The 21,585-nt window shown below is 43.6% G+C and carries 22 protein-coding genes; 6 read left to right on the forward strand and 16 right to left on the reverse strand.

The genetic code is table 11. From position 1 onward, the window contains the following. Position 1: 1 nt before the first annotated feature. The 8 genes from R7E00_RS04205 to R7E00_RS04240 all read right to left on the reverse strand — a co-directional run bounded on the left by R7E00_RS04205 (position 2) and on the right by R7E00_RS04240 (position 4,475). A complete protein-coding gene (locus R7E00_RS04205; RefSeq protein WP_262606028.1) occupies positions 2 to 1,033 on the reverse strand; it encodes a hypothetical protein in 1,032 nt (343 codons plus the stop codon). Beyond that, positions 997 to 1,530: a hypothetical protein gene (locus tag R7E00_RS04210; RefSeq protein WP_262606029.1), complete on the reverse strand. Its 534-nt coding sequence runs from the start codon at positions 1,528 to 1,530 to the stop codon at positions 997 to 999. Before R7E00_RS04210 ends, R7E00_RS04205 begins: the two co-directional genes overlap by 37 nt. A 131-nt stretch (positions 1,531 to 1,661) precedes the next feature. Further along, positions 1,662 to 1,895 (reverse strand): phage coat protein, encoded by a 234-nt coding sequence (locus tag R7E00_RS04215; RefSeq protein WP_262606030.1) that lies wholly within the window; start codon positions 1,893 to 1,895, stop codon positions 1,662 to 1,664. A 10-nt stretch (positions 1,896 to 1,905) separates the two neighbouring features. Continuing rightward, a complete protein-coding gene (locus R7E00_RS04220) occupies positions 1,906 to 2,151 on the reverse strand; it encodes a hypothetical protein (protein ID WP_017822034.1) in 246 nt (81 codons plus the stop codon). 11 nt (positions 2,152 to 2,162) lie between these two features. Continuing rightward, positions 2,163 to 2,516, reverse strand: coding sequence for a DUF1293 family protein (locus R7E00_RS04225; RefSeq protein ID WP_017822035.1), 354 nt, complete (start codon positions 2,514 to 2,516; stop codon positions 2,163 to 2,165). A gap of 3 nt (positions 2,517 to 2,519) precedes the next feature. Beyond that, positions 2,520 to 3,668 carry a replication initiation factor domain-containing protein gene (locus R7E00_RS04230; protein ID WP_262606031.1) on the reverse strand — a complete coding sequence of 383 codons (1,149 nt, stop codon included), beginning with the start codon at positions 3,666 to 3,668 and terminating at the stop codon, positions 2,520 to 2,522. Further along, entirely contained in the window at positions 3,652 to 3,867 is a 216-nt protein-coding gene (locus R7E00_RS04235; RefSeq protein ID WP_005488200.1) for a hypothetical protein, read from the reverse strand. The genes R7E00_RS04230 and R7E00_RS04235 overlap by 17 nt, the downstream gene beginning before the upstream one ends. Next, on the reverse strand, positions 3,864 to 4,475 hold the full coding sequence (locus R7E00_RS04240) for a hypothetical protein (protein WP_262606032.1): 612 nt from the start codon (positions 4,473 to 4,475) through the stop codon (positions 3,864 to 3,866). Before R7E00_RS04240 ends, R7E00_RS04235 begins: the two co-directional genes overlap by 4 nt. Before the next feature lie 126 nt (positions 4,476 to 4,601). Here R7E00_RS04240 and R7E00_RS04245 point away from each other — a divergent pair, with 126 nt between their 5' ends. After that, positions 4,602 to 4,970, forward strand: coding sequence for a DUF3693 domain-containing protein (locus R7E00_RS04245; protein WP_213870928.1), 369 nt, complete (start codon positions 4,602 to 4,604; stop codon positions 4,968 to 4,970). A 222-nt stretch (positions 4,971 to 5,192) separates the two neighbouring features. Here R7E00_RS04245 and yciH read toward each other — a convergent pair whose 3' ends face one another. The 4 genes from yciH to R7E00_RS04265 all read right to left on the reverse strand — a co-directional run bounded on the left by yciH (position 5,193) and on the right by R7E00_RS04265 (position 7,729). Next, a complete protein-coding gene (gene yciH, locus R7E00_RS04250) occupies positions 5,193 to 5,504 on the reverse strand; it encodes a stress response translation initiation inhibitor YciH (RefSeq protein ID WP_005376292.1) in 312 nt (103 codons plus the stop codon). Position 5,505: 1 nt separating this feature from the next. Next, the gene (locus R7E00_RS04255; protein WP_005376294.1) at positions 5,506 to 5,892 is read right to left on the reverse strand and encodes a DUF3319 domain-containing protein; all 387 of its coding nucleotides are present in this window, start codon (positions 5,890 to 5,892) and stop codon (positions 5,506 to 5,508) included. 128 nt (positions 5,893 to 6,020) lie between these two features. Beyond that, positions 6,021 to 7,010, reverse strand: coding sequence for a D-alanine--D-alanine ligase (locus R7E00_RS04260; protein ID WP_053349883.1), 990 nt, complete (start codon positions 7,008 to 7,010; stop codon positions 6,021 to 6,023). Positions 7,011 to 7,159: 149 nt separating this feature from the next. After that, positions 7,160 to 7,729, reverse strand: coding sequence for an SPOR domain-containing protein (locus R7E00_RS04265; RefSeq protein WP_005390018.1), 570 nt, complete (start codon positions 7,727 to 7,729; stop codon positions 7,160 to 7,162). Between the two features lie 236 nt (positions 7,730 to 7,965). On the opposite strand from R7E00_RS04265, the gene R7E00_RS04270 reads away from it, so the two are divergent. Then, positions 7,966 to 10,599, forward strand: coding sequence for a bifunctional acetate--CoA ligase family protein/GNAT family N-acetyltransferase (locus R7E00_RS04270; protein WP_262606033.1), 2,634 nt, complete (start codon positions 7,966 to 7,968; stop codon positions 10,597 to 10,599). A gap of 77 nt (positions 10,600 to 10,676) precedes the next feature. Here the strand turns inward: R7E00_RS04270 and R7E00_RS04275 are convergent, their stop codons facing one another. Continuing rightward, positions 10,677 to 11,564 (reverse strand): LysR family transcriptional regulator, encoded by an 888-nt coding sequence (locus R7E00_RS04275; RefSeq protein WP_262606034.1) that lies wholly within the window; start codon positions 11,562 to 11,564, stop codon positions 10,677 to 10,679. 231 nt (positions 11,565 to 11,795) lie between these two features. Between R7E00_RS04275 and R7E00_RS04280 the strand changes: the two genes are divergently transcribed. Further along, positions 11,796 to 13,934, forward strand: coding sequence for a TonB-dependent hemoglobin/transferrin/lactoferrin family receptor (locus tag R7E00_RS04280; protein ID WP_033907072.1), 2,139 nt, complete (start codon positions 11,796 to 11,798; stop codon positions 13,932 to 13,934). 335 nt (positions 13,935 to 14,269) lie between these two features. On the opposite strand, the gene galE is transcribed toward R7E00_RS04280, so the two are convergent. Next, a complete protein-coding gene (gene galE / locus R7E00_RS04285) occupies positions 14,270 to 15,286 on the reverse strand; it encodes a UDP-glucose 4-epimerase GalE (protein WP_005376309.1) in 1,017 nt (338 codons plus the stop codon). Positions 15,287 to 15,340: 54 nt separating this feature from the next. Beyond that, positions 15,341 to 17,299, reverse strand: coding sequence for a diguanylate cyclase domain-containing protein (locus R7E00_RS04290; RefSeq protein WP_025767774.1), 1,959 nt, complete (start codon positions 17,297 to 17,299; stop codon positions 15,341 to 15,343). A 319-nt stretch (positions 17,300 to 17,618) separates the two neighbouring features. On the opposite strand from R7E00_RS04290, the gene R7E00_RS04295 reads away from it, so the two are divergent. Genes R7E00_RS04295 through R7E00_RS04305 form a run of 3 tightly spaced genes read left to right on the forward strand, consistent with a single transcriptional unit; the run spans position 17,619 to position 19,989 of the window. Further along, positions 17,619 to 18,374: a 5-oxoprolinase subunit PxpA gene (locus tag R7E00_RS04295; RefSeq protein ID WP_158173071.1), complete on the forward strand. Its 756-nt coding sequence runs from the start codon at positions 17,619 to 17,621 to the stop codon at positions 18,372 to 18,374. Continuing rightward, positions 18,374 to 19,057, forward strand: coding sequence for a 5-oxoprolinase subunit B family protein (locus R7E00_RS04300; RefSeq protein ID WP_158173070.1), 684 nt, complete (start codon positions 18,374 to 18,376; stop codon positions 19,055 to 19,057). The genes R7E00_RS04295 and R7E00_RS04300 overlap by 1 nt, the downstream gene beginning before the upstream one ends. Continuing rightward, positions 19,054 to 19,989 (forward strand): biotin-dependent carboxyltransferase family protein, encoded by a 936-nt coding sequence (locus tag R7E00_RS04305; RefSeq protein WP_005376316.1) that lies wholly within the window; start codon positions 19,054 to 19,056, stop codon positions 19,987 to 19,989. Before R7E00_RS04300 ends, R7E00_RS04305 begins: the two co-directional genes overlap by 4 nt. Positions 19,990 to 20,017: 28 nt before the next feature. On the opposite strand, the gene R7E00_RS04310 is transcribed toward R7E00_RS04305, so the two are convergent. Then, positions 20,018 to 21,457: an FAD-dependent oxidoreductase gene (locus tag R7E00_RS04310; protein ID WP_005376318.1), complete on the reverse strand. Its 1,440-nt coding sequence runs from the start codon at positions 21,455 to 21,457 to the stop codon at positions 20,018 to 20,020. Positions 21,458 to 21,585: the final 128 nt, after the last annotated feature.

Raw genomic sequence — 21,585 nt, forward strand, 5'->3', positions numbered from 1 at the left:
ATTAACCTCCAAAAATAATACGACGCGCCGCAAACACTGACGTCATGATGAGAACCGCACGAATAAAACCGAACACCCAATCAAAGCTGATTTGTTCCTCAAAACTGAAGTCACCGAAGAACGGCACAGGGAGCACGAAAGAAGGGCGCTTAGCATTGGATAAGTCGAGGTCACCAAACGAGTTCACAAAGTTGTCGATGGTGTTGTGTTTAAGAGCATCTAACTGACCGGACACCAAACCACCTAAACCATCGGGATAGCCCGACTCATAAAAGCCAGTACAACTTTGGGACTCGATACACGTACCACCCGTACCTGCGCCAGACGTATCTGTGTTTGCGATACCGTCTAAGGTGTCAGAAATACCGGAAATTTCATCCGCGATACCATCCATTGCCCCTGCAATTTTCTCTACATCGTCACCCACACCATTAATGGCATTGGTGTTCTTGTTCATGGCCGTGGTGATGTCAGCATTCGCTTGTTGGATAAGGGCCTTAGTGTTTTCGTAAATCTTGTTGTCGTTGATTTGCTGCTTTTGAATGGCTTGCGTGTTGGTGACCATCGACGCATTCAGCGCAATGATTTGGTTTTGAACGTCAGCACTGGCTTGATTGATGTCGATGTTCATGTCATTCAACGCTTTGTTGACGTCCTTATTCATCCCAGTAATGGCTTTCAGAACTGCCGTGTCTGTCGATTCATCGGTGTCAGGCTCTTCTACGTCTGGCTCACTGTCGGTATCCGGTGGATTCACCGTATTGGTTGAGTCGTCAGGTAATACGCTAGGGTCTTCGATGTCACCTGTCGGGTCGTCAGGTTCATGAATTGGGTCATCAGGAATAATAGGGGTGTCAGGGCCATCTTTACCCCAGAAGAGTGTGCCGCCTTCACACTGATTGCCTTTGAACTGGAACGTTCCATGACAGATTGTGTTTTGTGTCCATTCGCCAGAATCAACGCCCGTACACAGCGTGGTATCACTAGGAATGCGTTCTAGTTCGCATCGGGTGCACCAAAGTCGCCATAACATGCCCCAGTAACTTGTTCACCGTAGACGTACGCCAGCCATTGAAGCAGCTTGGTTTCATCAATGGATTTTTTGAACTGGCAAGCGTCCATACAGGTGCCGTCAGGGTTTTCACCATACTCACAGGCAGGGACGATAGGTTCGCAGGTGACGCCGTCACCATCTTCTATCATTTCATAGTCAGCTGGACACTTAGCTGTATCATGACGGAACCATACAGTTTGAATTTTCGGGAAAGAAGAGCTGTCGGTATTACACATTATACGTAAGCCGAACTCATCGCTATCCATGTAACATGACTTAGTAGAGAAGTCTTTGTATCGAACAAACTTATTTTCATAACAAGAGACATAAGAATAAGGATTAACTCTCATCCCCCTAGACAGTTTACAGTCGGGATAAGCGATAACATCTCTCACGGCGTAAGTAGGTTGAGCTGCGCTTGCATGCCATGACAGGAACAAGCACGAAAACAGAAGTAAAAAGAGTGATTTATTCACGTTTTCACCATTAAAAAAGGGGACCGAAGCCCCCTTATCCTCTAAAGTTTTGGCTGGCCACGTATCCGGCAATGCCACCCAAAAGCACAAAGACGATGAGTTGGACATCGTGGAGAACGGCCAACATAAACTTAAGCCTTGTTCACAGCACGCTTAGCAAGAGTGATGGATTTGTAAGCCATAGTAATGCCGACAATCACCAGACCTGCCGCGCCGATTTTGGTTGCCACACCAGATAAGTCGATAGCGGAGAACGGGTCAGCGGCACCACCTTCCGCCGCCATAGCAGGGACAGAAAGCACCGCGACAGTGACGGTTGCCGTCGCTTGTTTACCGAACTTTTTAAGCGCGTTTAGACGTTTCATAACAGATTCCTCAAAGTAGTTTTATTAAACGTATTGCCATTTTGATGGCGTAAGTTGAGAGATATCCGCCAACGAACACCAAGGTGAAACCCAAGCCGAACGCTTGAGATATCTCTCCTGGAGTCAGCTGTGTGTAGCTCATTAACGTGTCATATTCTTGAGCCGTCACCATGACATAACCACGGCATGAAGCCGCTTCAATGTCAGGAACGACAGCGAGAAAACCGTCCGCGTTAGGTAAAGCACACACAGGCATAACAAAATTCCTTATTTAGCCTTTAACGAGGCTTCAAAATGTTTCTTGATGTCGTCATCCACAGGGATGAGTTCTGTCACAATGGCACCTGCCAATGGGTCGTCTGGGTTAATCTCCAAACGCAATTGGTATTCACGACGAGGAACGAGTGCGCCCGTACGCTCAAGTAATAGGGCGTATTGATGATCAATCATCAACGGTTGGTCCCATTGGGGATTCACATCACCCGATTCACCGATAGTGCGGCGTTTGAATTTCTCTGAGTTGATTTCACGTAGAGGACGCGACACGTTCAGTTGAGCACTGTCACCACGTGCCGAGTTCCAAGTGATATCCATGCCAAGTACAAAAACGGATTTAGCCATTTGTTAAGTCTCCAATATGTGAGTCACCAACTTGCCGTAGGTATCGGGGAAGGTGAATTTCGTTCCATCACGGACAAGGGAACCGACGACGGTTTCAATGTCGCCCTCATGGAACTCGATAAGTGAATTAAGGATTTTCCCGTACTGACGGCGCATCCAGTGCGCAGAGGCCAACAGGTCTAACGCCGCGCGTTTAGTCGGGACAGGTTTGGTATTGAATTTCTTTGCAGTAGAAATTGACGCAGCAAAATCATTCAGCGCGGCATACGCGCCAGCCGGATTCAGCAACACATCAACATTCCATTTTTTCAGCTCGACTTCGGAGCGGTACCAGACAAGACCCGTGTTCGCGAGTTTCTGCTCAAGTGCCTTGTTGTAGATACGCCAGTAAATGCGCGAGGTACGCGAACCAATCGAGTATTGCTCTTTGGTGTAAATCGGTTTGCCGTCTTTTCCGATACTGGCAATGGTCATATCTTCATGAAGCACAGGGCCACGACCACGTTCTGCGGTGCGGAAACAGTCGTCACGCCACGCCTTGTAAGCGTATTCGCAATCAAAAATCCCGTCGTAATCGTCATAGGCCAAGTCAACACGCGCCAAAGTTTGCACACCAAGTACATTGGTCAGCCAGTCATGCAGCGACCACGTAGGACGACGGTCAAATACATGCTTGCATCCCGTTCCGTTGATTTGGAAATGCACCGTGTCATTGTTACCGCCGATACCAACGAAGCCGCAGAAGTCCTCACCATCTGGCGAAGTCAGTTTCATGGATTCGGTGTAGAACTGGAAACCCAAACCGCGAGGCGCAGACAGCGACAAACCAAGCACTTGGTTGGTGAAGATGCGCAAGCAATCTTCCAAGTAGTTGCGGTAACAGATATCAAAGGCTTTGTTGTACGCTTCAATTTCTTCAGACGTCTTAGCGACGGTCGGATTAAACACAGGTGGAGCAGGGAACTTAGGTGCGCGACAGTGACGCTGTAACAGTCCTGATTTGGCAAAGCCTTTGTATTCCTCATGCTTGTGCAACCGACGAACCGCATCATGACAATGACGTAAGTCTTTCACAGCAAACGTAAAACACAGGTAATCAATATGAACGCTTTGCTCATCGAAACTTTTAAGGATGTTAGTTGCAGTAGTCATCGAACACCCCCATATTGATACGTTGTTCAACGGTCGTGTTGGTGATGGACACCAACTCATAAGAAGCGAACTGAGACGAAGCCCAAGACTCAAGATGAGACATGGATTTAAGCAAATCCCATTCGTCGCAACCTTTGACCAACACAGACACCGTGTAGTCAGGCAGCAAGTCGTAATAGATGATTTGAGCTTCGTTCATGAGTACTGAGCCTCCAATGTTGGAGTGCCAAAGCTGAGTGGCGAACGAAACCAAGTTAAAATCGGCAGGGCGCTGATATTCAGTTCAAGCGGTACGGTGTCGTTCTTAGCCTGTTTAGCTTGCAAACAAGCAAGGATTTCAGTGACAGCGTCACCACAAAATAAAGCCCCGTTAGACAAAGACTTACCAATGCGATGTACGCCAAGTTTCTTGAGATAGCGACGAATCCATTTGGTTGGAGTTGGCATTGAACGAGAAACCGAGCGAACCATCAGAACGCCTTGATTGAGTTCAAAGCGAAGAGAGCCAATGAACTGAGCTCGTGACTGGTTAGCGGATTTCTTTACGGACTGATTAACGCGTTTAACTGATTCTTGCTGTTGTTCGTGTTGGAGACGACGTTGTTCAAGACGAGCATGAAAGGCTTTTTGCTCAGCAGCGCGTTTGAGTTCGTTAAAGTAGTGATGACATTGAATGGCGAACTCAGTGAGTTGGCCGTCATCATCATACATAGATTGATTCAGGTGCTTACGGAAGAACACGCCAGTAAGTCGAGGACTAAGCGCACATTCATTTTCGATAAGGGATTTGATTTGTTCCGTAAGCATAACCACACCAAGCTAATTTAAGTGAGTAACCAAATTTGGTTATTAGCGTAATCACCAAAATTGGTTAGCGCAAGACACCAAAAATGGTGATTGATAAGCTAAACTGACGGAAACGGAGGAAGCGGTATGTATCAGAACAAACTATTAGATGCCTACAAAAAGGCTCAAAGTTACGTACAAGACAAACAAATTGCAGCGGATATGAATGTGCCGCCGCAGAGAATCAGTGATTTTCGCAAAGGAAAGCGTTATATGACTGATACACAAGCAATTTTTCTTGCAGAGCAATCAGGTTTAGACCCTGAGATTGCATTGTTGGGGTGTCACGCTGATCGCAATGATAATCCGCAGATAAAAGCAGTATGGGAAGGAATTGCAAAAAAGTTTAATGGGCTTGGATTATCAGGAATCTCAATGGCTTGCACTGGATTAGCTGTCGTGATTGCAAGTCCTAAAGAATCACTATATCAGTGCGCATTATGTATATTATGTTAAATTGTATATCGCCGTACGCTAAATGTTGTCTGAGTATGCTCCTATTCCCCTGCAGATTTTAAATTTAAGGGCCTTACTGTGAGCATTAAACATAATGGTTATTTACCATAAAATAGCTAATATCGATCTATCAATCTACGATTGCTTGCTCTTCAATTAGCAACTTATAAAAAATGGCGTCTATTTCTTTAAACGCCATTTTTGTTTACTGGAAATATTAAATTAGCCACCGGCTAATTTGACTGTCATGCCTTTCTTTTCAAGATGTGCCTTGATCTTGTCTCTAGCATCACCTTGAATCTCGATATTGCCATCTTTTACAGAGCCACCACAGCCACAGACTTTTTTGAGTTCTGCCGCTAATAACTTTAAAGGTGCATCATCCAAGTCTAAACCTGTAACAATGCATACGCCTTTACCTTTACGGCCTTTCGTTTGGCGCTGAATCCGAACAACACCATCGCCTTTAGGGCGAGATACTTTTTCTTCTTCCGGTTTAATTCGACCGGTTTCTGTTGAATATACCAGAGTCATTCTATTGTTTCTTTTGTTGTTGAGCTTGCATCGCTTTTTGCTTTGCAACCAAATAAGCTTCGATATGGCGTTGAATAGCGGCTTTACTGCCCTTAATCAGTTTACCATTAAACATACAGTACCAAGAGTTAGGTTGGCCTGTATCGTTTTGAATAGTATAGCCGTTAAAGACCTCTGATTTTGCAACACCAGTTTGCTGCACTCTTTGTCCGAGTGAAGCAAACTCTTTGGGATCAATAATCGATGCGGTGTCACACCACCAATCAATGCTTTTCTTTACCGCCGTCAAACTGCCCTGTAAAACGTGGTTCTTGATTTTAACCTTCCAAACACTGCCATCTGATCCGACTGACTGCAGGTTAAAACCTCTATAATTTGAAATCGCCATACCACTGAGTCATCTGTTTAATGCGTTGATATAATCATAATTGCTACTGAGCAATATTCAAATACGGCTTGAATAATCCTTGCTCTAGAAAACAACTTGTATCATAAAACGCGTCTCGATAACGTTAATCACTTTGCACTGTTTATACAATCTTCCAAGAACTCATGAAATTTGTGCCCGTTGTTTTGAAGCATTTTAGGGAACATTGAGATCGGAGTCATTCCTGGAAATGTGTTTACTTCGTTTAAGTAAATCTCATCATCTTCCGTTAGGAAAAAGTCGATACGAGATAAATGACGAAGATTCATTTGTTTAAATACCGTCTCTGACGCGTGTTGGATGGAATCTAATTGTATTTGAGTTAGATTCTTCGCCTCAACTTCTGTGAGCGAGTGACTTGAACTGCTGTACTTTTCATCGTACGAGTAAAAAGCACCATCAGGCGCGATGACCTCGCCTGGCTTAGTGATATGTAGTTGGCCATTCATCTCATATGCAGCAACTTCAAGTTCTCGAGGTTTTACTGCTTTCTCAACCAACACTTGGTCAGAAAACCCAAAAGCATCATTTACTGCATTAGAAAGCTTGTCTTTTTCTATGACACTGTAACAGCCAACGGAAGAACCTTGGCGAGCGGCTTTAACAAAAACTTTTCCCCACTTTTCAAAGGCTTTATGAGCTTGAACGTGAGCTTCTTCATCGTTTCGCGTTAAGAATAAGTATGGCGTATTGGGTATGCCAATAGCGTCGTACCAAAGCTTAGATGTGATTTTATTGAAACTATTGCTACTCGCTTCTGGCCCGCAGCCAAGATAAGGAATACCTGCGATTTCAAACAGAGATTGAATGTCGCCTGTTTCGCCAGGAAAACCATGTATACAAGGCACGATGAAATCAATGGTTTGATTAGATTCACTTGAGCACAACTGCTTGGTATTGAGATCCAAGTAAACCAACTCACCTTGGTTGGTCATCCAACCTTCGTTTTTTATTTCTACGCGTGTAACGTGAACGTCTTCAATAAGATTTAGTTGTTGTTCGACAAAGTTTGCAGACAATAATGAAATCTCGTGCTCAGAAGAGCCACCGCCGCATAGTAAAAGAATATTTTTAATCATGAATCCATCTTTCCGTGACCTACAAAAGATACTATTTATTATGATAAACCTTTGAAGTGTGACGTACAGTAATTTTAATGTGAGGAATGTTGTTCGAATAGGATTTGAGCAAATAAATAAGGGAGCTATTCGCTCCCTTATTTGATGTGTTAATTTAATTTGTTAAGCGTTGGGTAAGCTGAGTTTTTGATTGCATCAATGCTTTTAACAAATGGTCTTAACTGCTGAAATTGAGCTGGCAAAGTCGAAATCGCTTGCTTGGCTTCTGCGCTTGTTGCGTAGTCTCCGTATAAAACTGAGAACCACTTAGTACCGTTTACAACTTTGTAGTTTTCCCAAATTGGCTGACCGTTCTGTGGCAGCTTATTTGCAAACTGATCGACTTTAGCTTGGCTACCCACAGCTGCGACTTGAATGGTATAGCCGAATCGTTGAATGCCAGCTTGCTTTTTACTTGGTGGTACGATCTTAACTGGCTTCGCCTGCTCTTTTGGCGTTAGCTTGACTACTTTCTTTTCTTCAGGCTTTGCCGTCATTTTCACAACAGTTGGTTGTACGTCTTTTTCTACTACAGCGTTTTCAGACGCCATAATTGGTTTAGAGATACGATCTGATTTGTAGTCCTCTCGGTAACTTTCTGAGGTCACATCCGTGATGTAAGTTTCAGATGCACAAGCAGAAAGCAGAACTGACAAGCCGATGATTGCGATTTTTTTCATGAAGTAACAAATGCTCTGGATAAATATTACGATAAATCATGCCGATAGCAGGGCCGTTTATCAAGCATCAAATACAATAATCTGTGATTTTGATGTGATGAATAACACAAACTCCATAAGCATCGTACACATTTTCTGCAATGTCTGGTCTGAAGATGTTTTATCAGTAAATTATTCGTTTATGATTGATATGAAACCGAGAAGCCAACGTGACTTACAAACGGCCAGGAGTCAGCATGAATAAACTACATAAACTCTTTAAACCCAACTCTGTGGCCGTTATTGGGGCATCTCAAAAAGCATTGCGAGCAGGACATGTTGTGATGCGCAACCTTCTACAAAGTGGATTTGGTGGCGCGATTATGCCAGTAACGCCGCGATATAAAGCCGTATCTGGCGTGATCGCTTACCCTGATGTAGCTTCCCTGCCCTATACGCCAGATATTGCAATTTTGTGTACGAACGTTTCACGTAACGAGCAATTGCTTAAAGAGCTAGATGAGAGAGGCACACCGTTTGCGATTGTTATCTCTGATGACCCTAATCCTTTAGATATCTCATCATTGAACATTCGAGTCTTAGGCCCAAACAGCTTAGGTATCATCCTTCCTTGGCACAATTTTAACTGCACGTTTTCCCCTGTTGCAGCTAAACCCGGAAAAATTGCTTTCATCTCACAATCCGCGGCGGTTTGTACCACGGTTTTAGACTGGGCAAATGATAAGAACATTGGTTTTTCTTCGTTCATTTCGATTGGGCGCGGACAAGATATCGATTTTGCAGATTTGCTCGACTATTTGAGTATGGATGGAAACACTGAAGCTATTCTGCTTTATGTTGATAATATCCAAGACGCTCGCCGATTTATGTCTGCTGCGCGCGCCGCTTCACGTAACCGACGTATATTGGTGCTAAAAGCGGGCCGCTCTAAAGAGATGAATACTTTTGAGCAGCAAGACGGAGATACACTTGACGTAATTTACGATTCTGCTATTCGCAGAACTGGTATGTTACGAGTCAGCAATACGCATGAGCTTTTTGCCGCGGTAGAAACACTCACGCATTCTGTGCCACTTCGTGGAGAGCGTTTAGCGATCATCACCAATGGCGGCGGCCCTGCTGTTATGTCCGTTGATACTTTGATTGAACGTGGTGGCCAACTCGCAACGCTTGATGACGCTTCCATTGAGCAATTACAAGCAGTACTTCCATCCAACTGGCGTGCTCGAAATCCAATTGATCTGTCTGGTGACGCAACCCAAAAACGCTATATTGATACCATTAACGCGCTGATGAATAACGACTGTGCAGATGCGATATTGATTATGCATAGTCCTTCTGCTGTTTCTGATCCTCTTGAAACTGCTCAAGTCGTTATTAATGCCATCAAATCTCACCCTCGGCATAAGCATTTTAATATCTTGACCAACTGGTCAGGAGAACAAACGTCGAGAGAAGCGCGACTGGCCTTTACTCAAGCAGGCATTCCAACCTATAGAACACCTGAAAGTTCGGTTGTAGCATACATGCACTTGGTCGAATACAGACGAAACCAGAAACAACTAATGGAAACGCCAACGACGGCAGAGCCATTACATTCTGGAAGTGTGAGTTCAGCAAAAGAATGGGTAAACGAACAACTACTGGATAAAAACACAGTCACCTTGGATACGCATCAAACCAGCCCATTATTTAAGCTGTTCGGGTTTAACGTTTTGCCTACGTGGATTGCATCTGACGACATTGAAGCTGTTCATATGGCAGAAAATATTGGATACCCTGTTGCGGTTAAATTACGTTCTCCAGACATTCCTCATAAATCGGATGTTCACGGTGTCGCTCTAAATTTAAGAAACAGTCGAGAAGTTTCCAACGCAGCGCTATCCATTTTAGATACCGTAAAGCTCAGTTACCCTTCCGCCAATGTACATGGGCTGTTGGTACAAGGGATGGCAAAGCTCGGCAGCGCTGAAGAGCTACGGGTTAGTATTGCAGTAGATAAAGTCTTTGGACCAGTGATCTTGCTTGGTCAAGGCGGCTCTGAGTGGAATATCGCCCAAGATGCCGTCGCTGCACTTCCTCCTTTGAACATGACGCTTGCGCGCTACCTTGTCGTTGTTGCCCTAAAGTCTGGAAAGATTCGCCTGCAGAAACACAAAGATGCGCTCGATATTACTGAGTTGTCGAAGTTCTTGGTTCGTATCTCCCAAATGGCAGTTGAGTTACCAGAAACACAAAAACTGGATATCCATCCAGTACTAGTGTCCGGAAGCGATTTAACTATCCTTGATGCAGATGTCACACTGTGTAAGTACGAAGGAGACGCCCAAAAACGGCTAGCGATTCGCCCTTTCCCGGCAGAGTTTGTCGAAACGGTGACGCTTCGAGATGGCCAACCTATCCTGCTCCGTCCTATCTTGCCAGAGGATGAGCCGCTGCATGCTCAATTCATTAATAGCGTATCGAAAGAAGATCTCTATAAGCGTTTCTTTTCTGAAGTTGGAGAGTTCAACCATGAGGCTTTGGCAAACTTTACTCAAATCGACTACGACCGCGAAATGGCGTTTGTTGCGGTAGCGTTTAATACTGACGGACCGTCTATCATAGGGGTAGCCCGCGCATTGATTACACCAGACAATAGTGACGCTGAGTTTGCTATTTTGGTTCGTTCAGATTTGAAAGGAAAAGGTTTAGGCAAAGTGCTGATGCAGAAAATAATCAGCTATTGCAAAGTTAAAGGCACAAAGCAAATGTCTGGAATGACCATGCCAACAAACAGAGGGATGTTGATGTTGGCTCAGAACTTGGGGTTTGAGATCGATGTCCAGTTTGCAGACGGTACGGCAGATATGGTGCTCCCTTTAAATTGAAAAGCGCAGCATTAGCGATGACTTTTACTTCTTACATTCGGTAATCAATGGGAATCTAAGAAGTAAAAGTTACGTTGTTACTTTAGTTTCCAATTCTTTTTTAAGTACTGAATACACCAGGATTTTGCCTCACCCATAGTGTTCCGGCGCCATGCCAAAATAATATCCATCGGCTGTTCTTCAGTGCCTTCGATTCGTTTCAATACACCACTATCAATAAGAGGTTGTGCAATTTGGCTTGGTAATGTACCAATACCTAAACCTGCAGTGAGCGCTTCTACTTTTGCCGTAAAGTTGGTGACGGTCAAGCGAGGCTGTTTTTGAATGATATTAATTGAGAGCGCTGGTTGCTCACGTGCGGTATCTGCAATAGCAATAATCCGATACTTTTCTCGCGCTGCTTCATCAAAATTACCACTACGCTTGTGAACATAGTGATCAGCGGAAGCTACCCAATACATACTCATTTTACCAATTTTTTCTGACTTAACTTCTTGAGGAAGCGTATCCAGTGATGGGCAAATCAGTAAATCAGCTCTCCCCGTATTCAACGACTCCCAGCTACCAGCCAGAATCTCCTCTTGCAGCCTGACTCGAGTTGAGCTGACCTCGGCCAGCGCATCAACCATCGGGAAAAAATTGGATATAGGAATAATGCCATCAAAGGCAATGGTAATATCCAGTTCCCAACCATTCGCCAATAACGTTGCATCGTTCACTAACTTTTCACTGGCTTGTAAAATGGCTCTTCCTCTTTCAAGAATAAGCTTACCTGCTTCAGTAAAATGGGCTTTGTGACCAGAGCGATCGAAGATAATAATGTCTAAATCTTGCTCGAGTTTCTGGATTTGATAGCTCAGCGATGACGGGGCTCTGTCTAACTCATTCGCAGCAGCAGCAAAACTCCCTCTTCGATCAATAGCATCTAGAATATGGAGTGCTTCTAACGTAATTGGACTCTGCACATGGCCTCTCTTAATGTGACATTTATCACATTCGTTGTATTTGGATGAACTTATCAAGAACTAACGACAAATTATATAACATATTGATAACTAAAGACTAGGAATGCTAATAGCCTAAGAAGAAGATTCAATACAAATCAATAAATGACAATGGTAATGATAGTAATTACCATTTAGATCCATTAATATCCGCGTGTTGTTACCTATTATGGATCTAAGGTATTGAAGCCAATGTATAAAAAATCAATTTTGTCAGCCTCCATTTTAGTTGCCCTTTCCCATACTGCTTATGCGGAAGAAGCTTCTAAGTTTGAAGAAGTCGTTGTGTCGGCCACCCGTACCAACCAAACCATAAACACTGTTGCTGCTTCTGTTGCTGTTGTATCAGAGAAAGACATCGAAGAAAACATGGTAAAGGACTTGAATGATCTATTCGAGTATACGCCAGGTGTTACTGTTAATGGCACTCAACGCCAAGGCGTCCAAAGTATTAACATTCGCGGGATGGAAGGTAAACGCGTTAAAATCTTAGTAGACGGTGCATCTCAACCAGGTGTATTCAGCGGTGGACCATATTCGTTTATCAATTCTAGTGCCGTTACTGTCGACCCCGATATGCTAAAGAGTGTCGAAATTGTTAAAGGAGCAGCTTCTAGCCTACATGGTAGTGATGCAATTGGCGGTGTTGTCGCATTCGAAACAAAAGATCCGAAGGATTTCCTCAAAGATGGCAAAGACTTTGGTGGTCAAGCTAAACTCTCTTATTCATCGGAAGATAACTCTTTTAGTGAGCATGTAGCTTTAGCAAAGCGTTTCGGTAGTACAGAAGCACTTGTAGCCTTTACACGCCGTGATGGTGCAGAGCTACAAAATTTCTCTAAGGCGCCTTACGATAACTATTCTGTGGACAACCAAGATTATTACAAAAACGATCTATTGGTAAAACTTCAATCTCAATTGAATGACGCTCATCGCTTGGAGTTTTTGGGAGAAGTTATTTACAACGAGACTGACTCAGAGATCGCACATAAAAGTTACAAAAACTTCAACGCTGAAGACACAACCAAGCAAAATCGCATTGGGCTCAAGCACATTTGGTTTGCAGATGCAGCTATCTCGGATACGATCACGTCCAAGCTTACATGGATTGGTAAAGAAGAAAACGGCGTCTCTAATCGCTTTATCGAAGCTAGCCCTGGTTACCCACCTTACGTACCGCCTAGTGGTGACAACCAACAGAAAAAAGATTACGAATATACTGAAGACAAATTTGAATTCGAAACTCAGTTAGATAAAGAGATTCAAAATCACTATATTGTTTACGGAATATCGTACAAACATAGTGACATCAGTAATACCAATCGCGAGTTTAATTCCGATCCTGGCACGCCAGATACTGTTTACGTTTACACACCGGATGCAAAAGAAGAAAGCTTTGGTTTATTCTTGCAAGATGAAATTTCGCTTCTTAATGACAAGCTAATTCTGACTCCAGGTGTGCGTTACGATTACTTCTCTACTAATCCTTCAAATACTTCTGAAGAGTCATTCGAGAAGTTTAGCGACTCTGCATTAACTGGTCGTTTAGGAGCAACTTACTCTATATCGCAACCAGGCACGATCTTCGCGCAAGTGAGCCAAGGGTTCCGAGCGCCATCGTTCGACGAGCTTTACTACACCTACGATAATCCGGCTCATGGCTATACCAACCGCCCTAACCCAAATTTGGGATCTGAAAAGAGTTTGTCTTATGAGCTTGGTTACCGTCATAACACTGCAGCGTCGGCAACTGAAGTAGCGTTCTACTACAGTGATTACAGTGACTTTATTGAGCAAACGTCATCAAACAATGGTGGTTTAACTGAATTCACAAATATCAATATTAGTGAAGCAAACATTAAAGGGGTTGAGCTCTCTAACCGTCTTGATTGGCATGCCATTGCTGGTCTTCCATCAGGCGTGACAACTCGCTTTGTTGCAGCATACACAGAAGGTGAAGATGGTGATGGTAATCCTTTGAACAGTGTAAACCCATGGAATGCCGTAGCTGCTGTAAATTACGATTCACCAAATGCACTTTGGGGGACAAGCCTAAAAGTAAACTACACGGCTAAGAAATCGAACAGTGATATCAACTCTGATGGTGATAAAGGCGGAATCAAAGACCAAGTTGCTTTGCCGTCTGCGACAGTCGTTGACTTAACGGCGTACTACAAACCAATGAAAGATATAACCATTCGTGCTGGTGTTATGAATCTAACGAATGAAGAATACCATCTTTGGAACGATGTTCGCGGTAAGACTGAGTTAAGTCGAGACAAAACGCAAGCTGAGCGTAATTATAACATTAGTGTTAAATACGAGTTCTAAACCTTAAAAACACAAAAGCCAGCGTAATGCTGGCTTTTTTTATGGCTTTCATTTCAAAAATGTAAAGAAAAGTATGAAAAATGAAAGTTTACTGTTTTGCCATCTCTTTTTTCACCATTACTGCTGCTGCAATGATGAAAGTGATGATCAGACCGAGTTCCATGAACTACCCCAATAGCTATGAGAAAATTTATAACCCAAATTAAGAGTCGGGCATAGTTTAACAGCTCTATATATACTTGCTACCTTTTAACCAGTAATTTACGATTTTTTCCGATTTGGATCAAAAAAGACGCAATCACGCGCCTTTTTGTTACTATTATGTAAATTAAAGATTAGGCATCTGGATAACCTTGAGGGTTAGTAGACTGCCAGCGCCATGTATCGCCAGTCATTTCTTCTAGAGTGCGAGTTGCTTTCCAACCTAACTCATTCATCGCTTTTGATGGATCCGCCCAACACTCTGCAATATCACCTGGACGACGCTCAACAAGTTGGTATGGGACATCTTTACCACTTGCGGCTTCAAATGCTTTCACCATGTCCAGTACACTGTAGCCGTTACCAGTACCGAGGTTATAGATATGAAGGCCAGCTTTGCTACCTACTTTTTCTAATGCAGCAACGTGACCATCAGATAAGTCCATTACATGAATATAATCACGTACGCCTGTGCCATCTTTGGTCGGATAATCACTACCAAACACAGAAAGGAACTCTCTGCGCCCTACCGCAACTTGAGAAACAAACGGCATTAAGTTGTTTGGAATACCTTGAGGATCTTCACCTAGCTCGCCTGTTGGATGTGAACCTACCGGGTTAAAGTAACGAAGAAGTGTAATGCTCCAGTCAGGGTTCGCATTTTGGAAGTCGGTTAAACACTCTTCTACCATTAATTTGCTGCGCCCATATGGGTTAGTTGCGCTAGTTGGAAAGTCCTCTGTGATGGGTACAGATGCAGGATCACCATATACAGTCGCTGATGAACTAAATACCAACGATTTAACTCCGGCTTCACGCATTGCATCAACCAATACTAAAGTGCCATTAACGTTGTTGTCGTAATACTCTAAAGGTTTTGCTACAGACTCACCGACGGCCTTTAAACCTGCAAAATGGATAACAGCTTCAATATTGTGCGACTTTAGTGCTTCTACCATCGCCAATTTATCTCTGATATCGGCTTTAATGAAGGTTGGCTTTACACCACATACCTTTTCAATTCGATCTAATACCGTAGATTTACTGTTGTACAGGTTGTCTAGAATCACTGGCGTCATGCCAGCTTCGATCATTTGAATACACGTATGACTACCGATATAGCCCATACCACCCGTAACGAGTACTTTCATTTTATTATTCCTTCTGACGCGAATTGAGTTAGTTTAAAGCTTTGACGTTACGATTTAAACTGTCTCTTGTAATTCGCATCCCATTAATATTGCTTGGCCTTTTCCGGCTTTCTTTGCTTGATACATTGCCGTATCCGCACTTTTTAAAACTCGAGTAGCATCGCGCTCATTTACGCCGACTAATTTTACGCCGATACTAACGCCAACTTTGAGTAAGTGACCTTTGTACTCAATTGGAGCACATATGCTCTCGAGCAACTGTTCTGCTATTCGGGTGACCACTTTTTGATTGGCGGGATTTACCAACATGACAAATTCATCACCAGAAAGTCTTGCGATTAAATCACTATGTCTCGTCGCAGATGTTAGACGCTCGGAAACTTTTTTCAAAACTTCATCACCTGCATCATGACCGTAGGTATCGTTAACTTCTTTAAATCCATCCAGATCGAGGTACAAAACTGCAAATTCGTCACGCAAGTATCCAGAGCGTTGTACTAGTTGTTCCAACTCTAAATGGAACTTAGATCGATTGGCTAACCCCGTTAAAGCATCGTGATGAGCTAAATGCTCCAATCGTTCCATCTCTTTTGCGCCGGAAAGGTCGGTAAGAACAATAACCAGATCATAGAAACCATAGTCTTCACACTTAACGATACGATTGACTCGAGCAAACATCGGTACAAACTGACCAATATGGTTCTTCTCGATAACTTCACCTTGCCAAACGCCATAATTTTCTATCGACTCGATGATACTAGGCATCATTTCCTGTAACTTGCGCCACTTTAGCGTTTGGATGAATGATTTCCCAATAAGCTGATCCACCTCTAAGCCGACTAACTTAGTGACGGCAGGGTTTGCCATCGTAATGACACCGCGATGATTAAGAACAATGAGACCATCTTGGCTGCTTTCAAAAACACGCCCCGCAACACGTTGCCGGTTTATGGCTTCTTCAATTTCGGTGATATCTTGAATCGAAAACAGTAAGTATTCATGTGTCGAGAGGCGACGACTGGTTAGGCTCAACTGCTGTTCGTTATCTGCATTTTTGAGGTGAATATCATCGCACTCTAGGCCTCGACTCAGGATCTGACTCAGCTCATTCGGTGTTTTGGTTTTAATTAGATCACGAATATTGGCATATTTAAGTTCATCTAATTTTTTTTGAAATATTTGCTGGGTCGCCGTATTACAATGAATAACACGTCCGGAATTGTCGGTAATAACTAATGCATGCTGAACAGATTCGATAACCTCTTCTGAAAATGCGCGCTTTTGTTCTAGTGTGTCTAGCGAATGTTGCCGCTGCTTCTCACGTACTGTTAACCTATTCATCATTTGATTGAAAGAGCGCGCGAGGTCTCCAATTTCATCCTTGGCGTAATAGCGAGCTTGATTTTCCGTGTTTCGTCCGTGTGTCACATTCTCTATTACGCGGTTGAGTTCCATCACGGGCCTGAGAACAAGCCTCTCGATACTTATGTAAAAAACAGTGCCACCAGCGATCAGAAACAGAAGAAGTAAAGCGCCATCTTGAAGTAAAGATTGTATGGCTTCTACAATTGGGCGATGAGAAAGCGTAACTCTCATGCTACCAATGACATAGCCATCATGGATAATCGGCTCTAGAACATAAAGAAATTTGGTTGATAAGGCATAGCCTAGAGCGTGCAACCTACTTCTTTCGGTTTGACTTGGAACGGGTGCCAGTGCCCCACTTATCTCCATAACAGCGAATGGTTGGTCATCTTGGTCATAAAGTTTGACCCGAGTTACATTTGGCTGGTTTAAAAAGTTGGCGAGAATAGTTTGAGCTTTTTGCTTGTCCTTTGTCGTCAGCGCATCTTTAATTGAGAAAGAAACGTTGTTAATCAACTTTCTTGTCTGCTCGACCAGTTCATGCTTAGACGATTGGTATACAGTATACGAGGTGTAACCTTTTGAGATAACAAAGATAGCCGTTAAAAAGACCAGAAGAGGCCAAATAAGCTTCGCTCGTAATGACATATATATTCCTGTCGCAGACAACCACAAAAATGACAGAAGAACCATTATGCAATCTATCACCCATGAAGGGCGACAAGATTAACACGATGCTAATGCAAAATAACCTTAAATTCTCAAAAATTGGATGGAAAAGAAACGAAATACCTTAAAATTCGGATCAACTCAAATAACGGCAACATCTTTATGGACTAACGTGATCTTTTTCGTCAGCTATCTGCTCAAAAAGCTTCGTTTTCATGATAGAAGAATGAAGTGAGTCACTGAACCTAGATGCATTTTCCTGCATCGTAAACCCATTGCTTGTGTAGAAATAAAACGTATGGCATTGAATAAACAGCAACTTACATTGAACTGTGATATGGGCGAGAGCTTTGGCTCTTGGAATATGGGCGCAGATGAAGACGTGATGCCCCATGTTGATATGGCGAACATCGCGTGTGGTTTTCATGCCTCCGACCCTAATGTCATGCACGACACCATCACCCTAGCGAATGACAACGATGTTGATATTGGCGCACACCCAGGTTACGCCGACCTACAAGGCTTTGGCAGACGAAGCATAAGCATGACGGGTGATGAAATGACGAACATGGTTATATATCAGGTTGGTGCTTTACAAGCATTATGCCGGGCGCAATACACAGACATCAGTTACATAAAGCCTCATGGCGCTCTATACAACGACATGATGAAAAGTGATGCGATATTTAGAGCGGTAGTAAAGGCGGCAGCACTGTTCAAAGTACCGTTAATGATCCTAGCTTCACAGGAAAACGAAAAATACTTAGAAATCGCAGACGATTATGATGTTCCCTTGCTATTTGAAGCATTTGCAGATCGTTTGTACCAAGATGACGGCTTACTGACTCCTAGAACACAGCCCAATGCCGTGTTAAAAAGCGAGCACGCGATACTTGAGCAAGTCCGAACCTTAGCTGACTCTGGGCGTGTCAAAACCGCTTCAGGCGGTTACATATTATTGGAAGCCGACACAATTTGTGTTCATGGTGACAATGAAGAGTCGATCGCGCTGATCCAAAAGATCCGCCAAAGCCTATACGCTGGAGGAAATTAATGCATAAAGAGAAATTTAATATCTCTTTGATCTCCGAGTGCAGTATTTTCATTAAGTTTGATGAGAGTATTCCTGAAAATGCAGTCGGAGAGCTTGCTCGCAGCATAAGAGAAACTTTCGCTTCAATTGTTATGAACGTTGTCCCCTCCTATCAAACTATTCTCATTGATTACTTACCTTTTCGAATCAACGAAAAGAACTTAGCCAATGAGCTGCAACAAATCGTGAGCCAGTTTGATACTCAATCACTTAAGCTTTCCCAGCCGAATCACATTACTATCCCTGTATATTACTCTGAAGAAACCGCGTTAGATCTATCTCGTTTTAAAAAGCGAGGTCTGTCATTAGACGATCTTATTACCCTGCATACGAAAACCGAGTACGCGGTTTCTGCAATTGGCTTTGCTCCAGGCTTTGCATTTCTCTCGGACGTTGATACTCAATTGCACATGGCAAGGCTTGCCACACCAAGAACTCAAGTGCCGGCCGGAAGTGTAGGAATCGCAGACTCTAAAACGGCCGTCTATCCATCAGATAGTCCTGGCGGATGGAACATTATTGGTAAAAGCCCGCTTGCGCTCTTCTCCGACTCTCCTCCTTTTATACCGTTTGAAGTGGGTGACAAGGTCACCTTTAATGCTATTTCAAAACAAGAGTTTATCGATTTAGGAGGCGTACTATGAGTTACGGTGGATTACTGGTGGAAAAGCCAGGACCGCTCTCTTTAGTTCAAGACTTTGGTCGTTTTGGCTTAGCGCATGTCGGTGTGACTCAAGGTGGCCCGGTCGACGACTATGCTTACAGTTGGGCCAACCATTTGCTTGGTAACGTAGTCAATTGCGTTGCGATTGAAATTACTCTGGGTAACGCTTGTTTTATTGCATTGCATAACTGCCACCTTGCTATATGTGGCGGTGATTTAAATGCAAAAATAGATGGTGAACCTATTTCAAATTGGTCTGACTTTACGTTGAAAAAAGGACAGAAGCTTCAGTTCGGAGTCGCAAGGAATGGACTTCGCTCCTACCTAGCGGTTAAAGGTGGGTTCAATGTTGCTCAGCACTTAGGAAGCGCATCGACCGTCTTGCGAGAATCTCTAGGTGGTTATGATTCAAATGGTGGCGCTTTGAAAGCTGGCGATATTCTTCCCTTTGTCCCTCATAACTTACCGAAACGTAAACCAAGGCAAATGACGTTTCGCTTTAAGCCAGATTACAACTTACCCATTAAGTTGAGAGTGATTGAAGGCTATCAGAACGAGGACTTTGATGAAGACGCTCGCCAAGCATTTTACAACAAAGCATTCATCATCTCCCCCAATTCGAATCGCATGGGCTACCGTCTTGAGGGCAATAACATTCGTCCACCTTACGAAGGCGTCCTATCAGAGGGAATTGCATTAGGTTCAATTCAAGTACCTAGCGATGGTAACCCTATTGTGCTGCTCAACGATCACCAGACTATTGGCGGGTATCCTAAATTTGGCTGCGTAGCTCGTATTGACTTACCTAGACTGGCACAGGCGAAACCCGGACAAAAAGTCAATTTTGTGAAAGGAGATAGACTAGGCTTGCAAGAAGTATGGTGCCAATGGGCTCAGTTTTTTGGGTATTAATACAACCACTGAGCCCAAACACAGCCGATTATGCAGGCATACCATAACGCACTGCTAAAGCTTGTGGATAGCCTCGCTCTTGAGTGAGTTTAATCGCGTACTGCTCGACCTCTTGTTCAGACCACTTTACAGCGACCGGATGCTGTGTTTCCACATTTTGGTTAGGATCGATGTCAAACCAGAATTGAAGCATTTTTTGCGCTGCGAGTAGTGTCGATGACGCTTTTACCACCTCTATTCTCGCGTAGTGGTTATCTTCAAAAGTCACATCTGCCGCTCTGAGTACTGGATCTGTTCCGGGAATTTGCTGAGCGCCAAATAATGCTTTTCCTCCTTTTACAGCAGAGTGATAGTCGGGAATGAACTGTGCCATGTGTTTGATGGCGTTGTTCGTTCGCTCTTCTAACACTTCTTCTCTCCAGCCGTTACGGATCTTCGAGAGTAAAGGCATAGGCAGTTCAGGTTGAGCAGATGAGTTCGTGCTCTCCACTAAACCATCTTCAAACAGCGTGATTCCTTTTGTCATACCATGAAGTTGAAAGTAACCATCGCCATAAGGCGTCAATTGAGCCATTCCTTTATCGGTTCCACGCGGGCCATGAAAAATAACTTCTGGCCATTGTTGTTGACAGTCTGCCCACCTCGTAACGTAAGCGGCTTTAAACTCCACCAACCTGTCTCGCTTGGCACCAACTGTGTTGTCAATTGAGCCTGTTTCAAAGCCACACGCGTTAACCAAGTAGTCGCATGTCATAAGGTAATCGATACCTTCACGTTCATAGCCAAGTTGCCAGTGTTCCCCCATCCAATCGGCTTGCTTAAACGTTGCTTGTGTGAAGACCGAAGCATTAGGAAGCGTATCTAGTGTTAAGTTGGCAATTGCGGCGAGGCGAAAAACACTCCAACCATATTCTTGAACTGCGACAACAGGATACTTTAGCGCTTCAAGATCAGCATGTTGAGCAAAAGGAATGCACCACTCATCGAAGTTTGTAGGATGACTTGGTTGAGTACGTTGCGCGAGAGCTTCTAGCTCCGCTTTTGAATACAGTTTGTAGTATTCGCTTGGCTCGCCGAGCACTTTATTACTCTCATCTTTATCAACGAGCGTCTGATAAGCACTTTTCACAACCTCTAATCGCGGAATTAGTGTGGATGGGTCTCCACCATCGGAATGAGGAACCGCGATGATTGTCGGACGAATATTCAGTGAAAGCGGATACAGGCGAACAGTATCAATAGATTGTGCTAACAAGTCTAAGCACTGTTGCTCGGAAATCTCTCGATATAAATTACCACCAGCATGCAAATGACAAATGGGTGGACCATTTACTAGTGATACGCCCTTCTCTATTACGGAAACTTTAAAACCCAGCTCCGCAAAATGAATTGCTGCTGTTGCACCTGCTACACCGCCACCAACAACAGCGATATGCTTATCTTTATAACTTGGAAACTCAGACTTCATTGCTTCACTAAAAATTTTATAAGGAAAATTCTTTACTAACGGTGAATTCTACTCGTGTTTGGACTTGATTAAAATCACAAAAAGTTCATGGGTTTGCGAAATATCCAACAGCGCCTGTAAAGTGCATT

Source organism: Vibrio sp. Vb1755, from assembly GCF_033338635.1.
GTDB classification, from domain to species: Bacteria; Pseudomonadota; Gammaproteobacteria; order Enterobacterales; family Vibrionaceae; genus Vibrio; species Vibrio alginolyticus.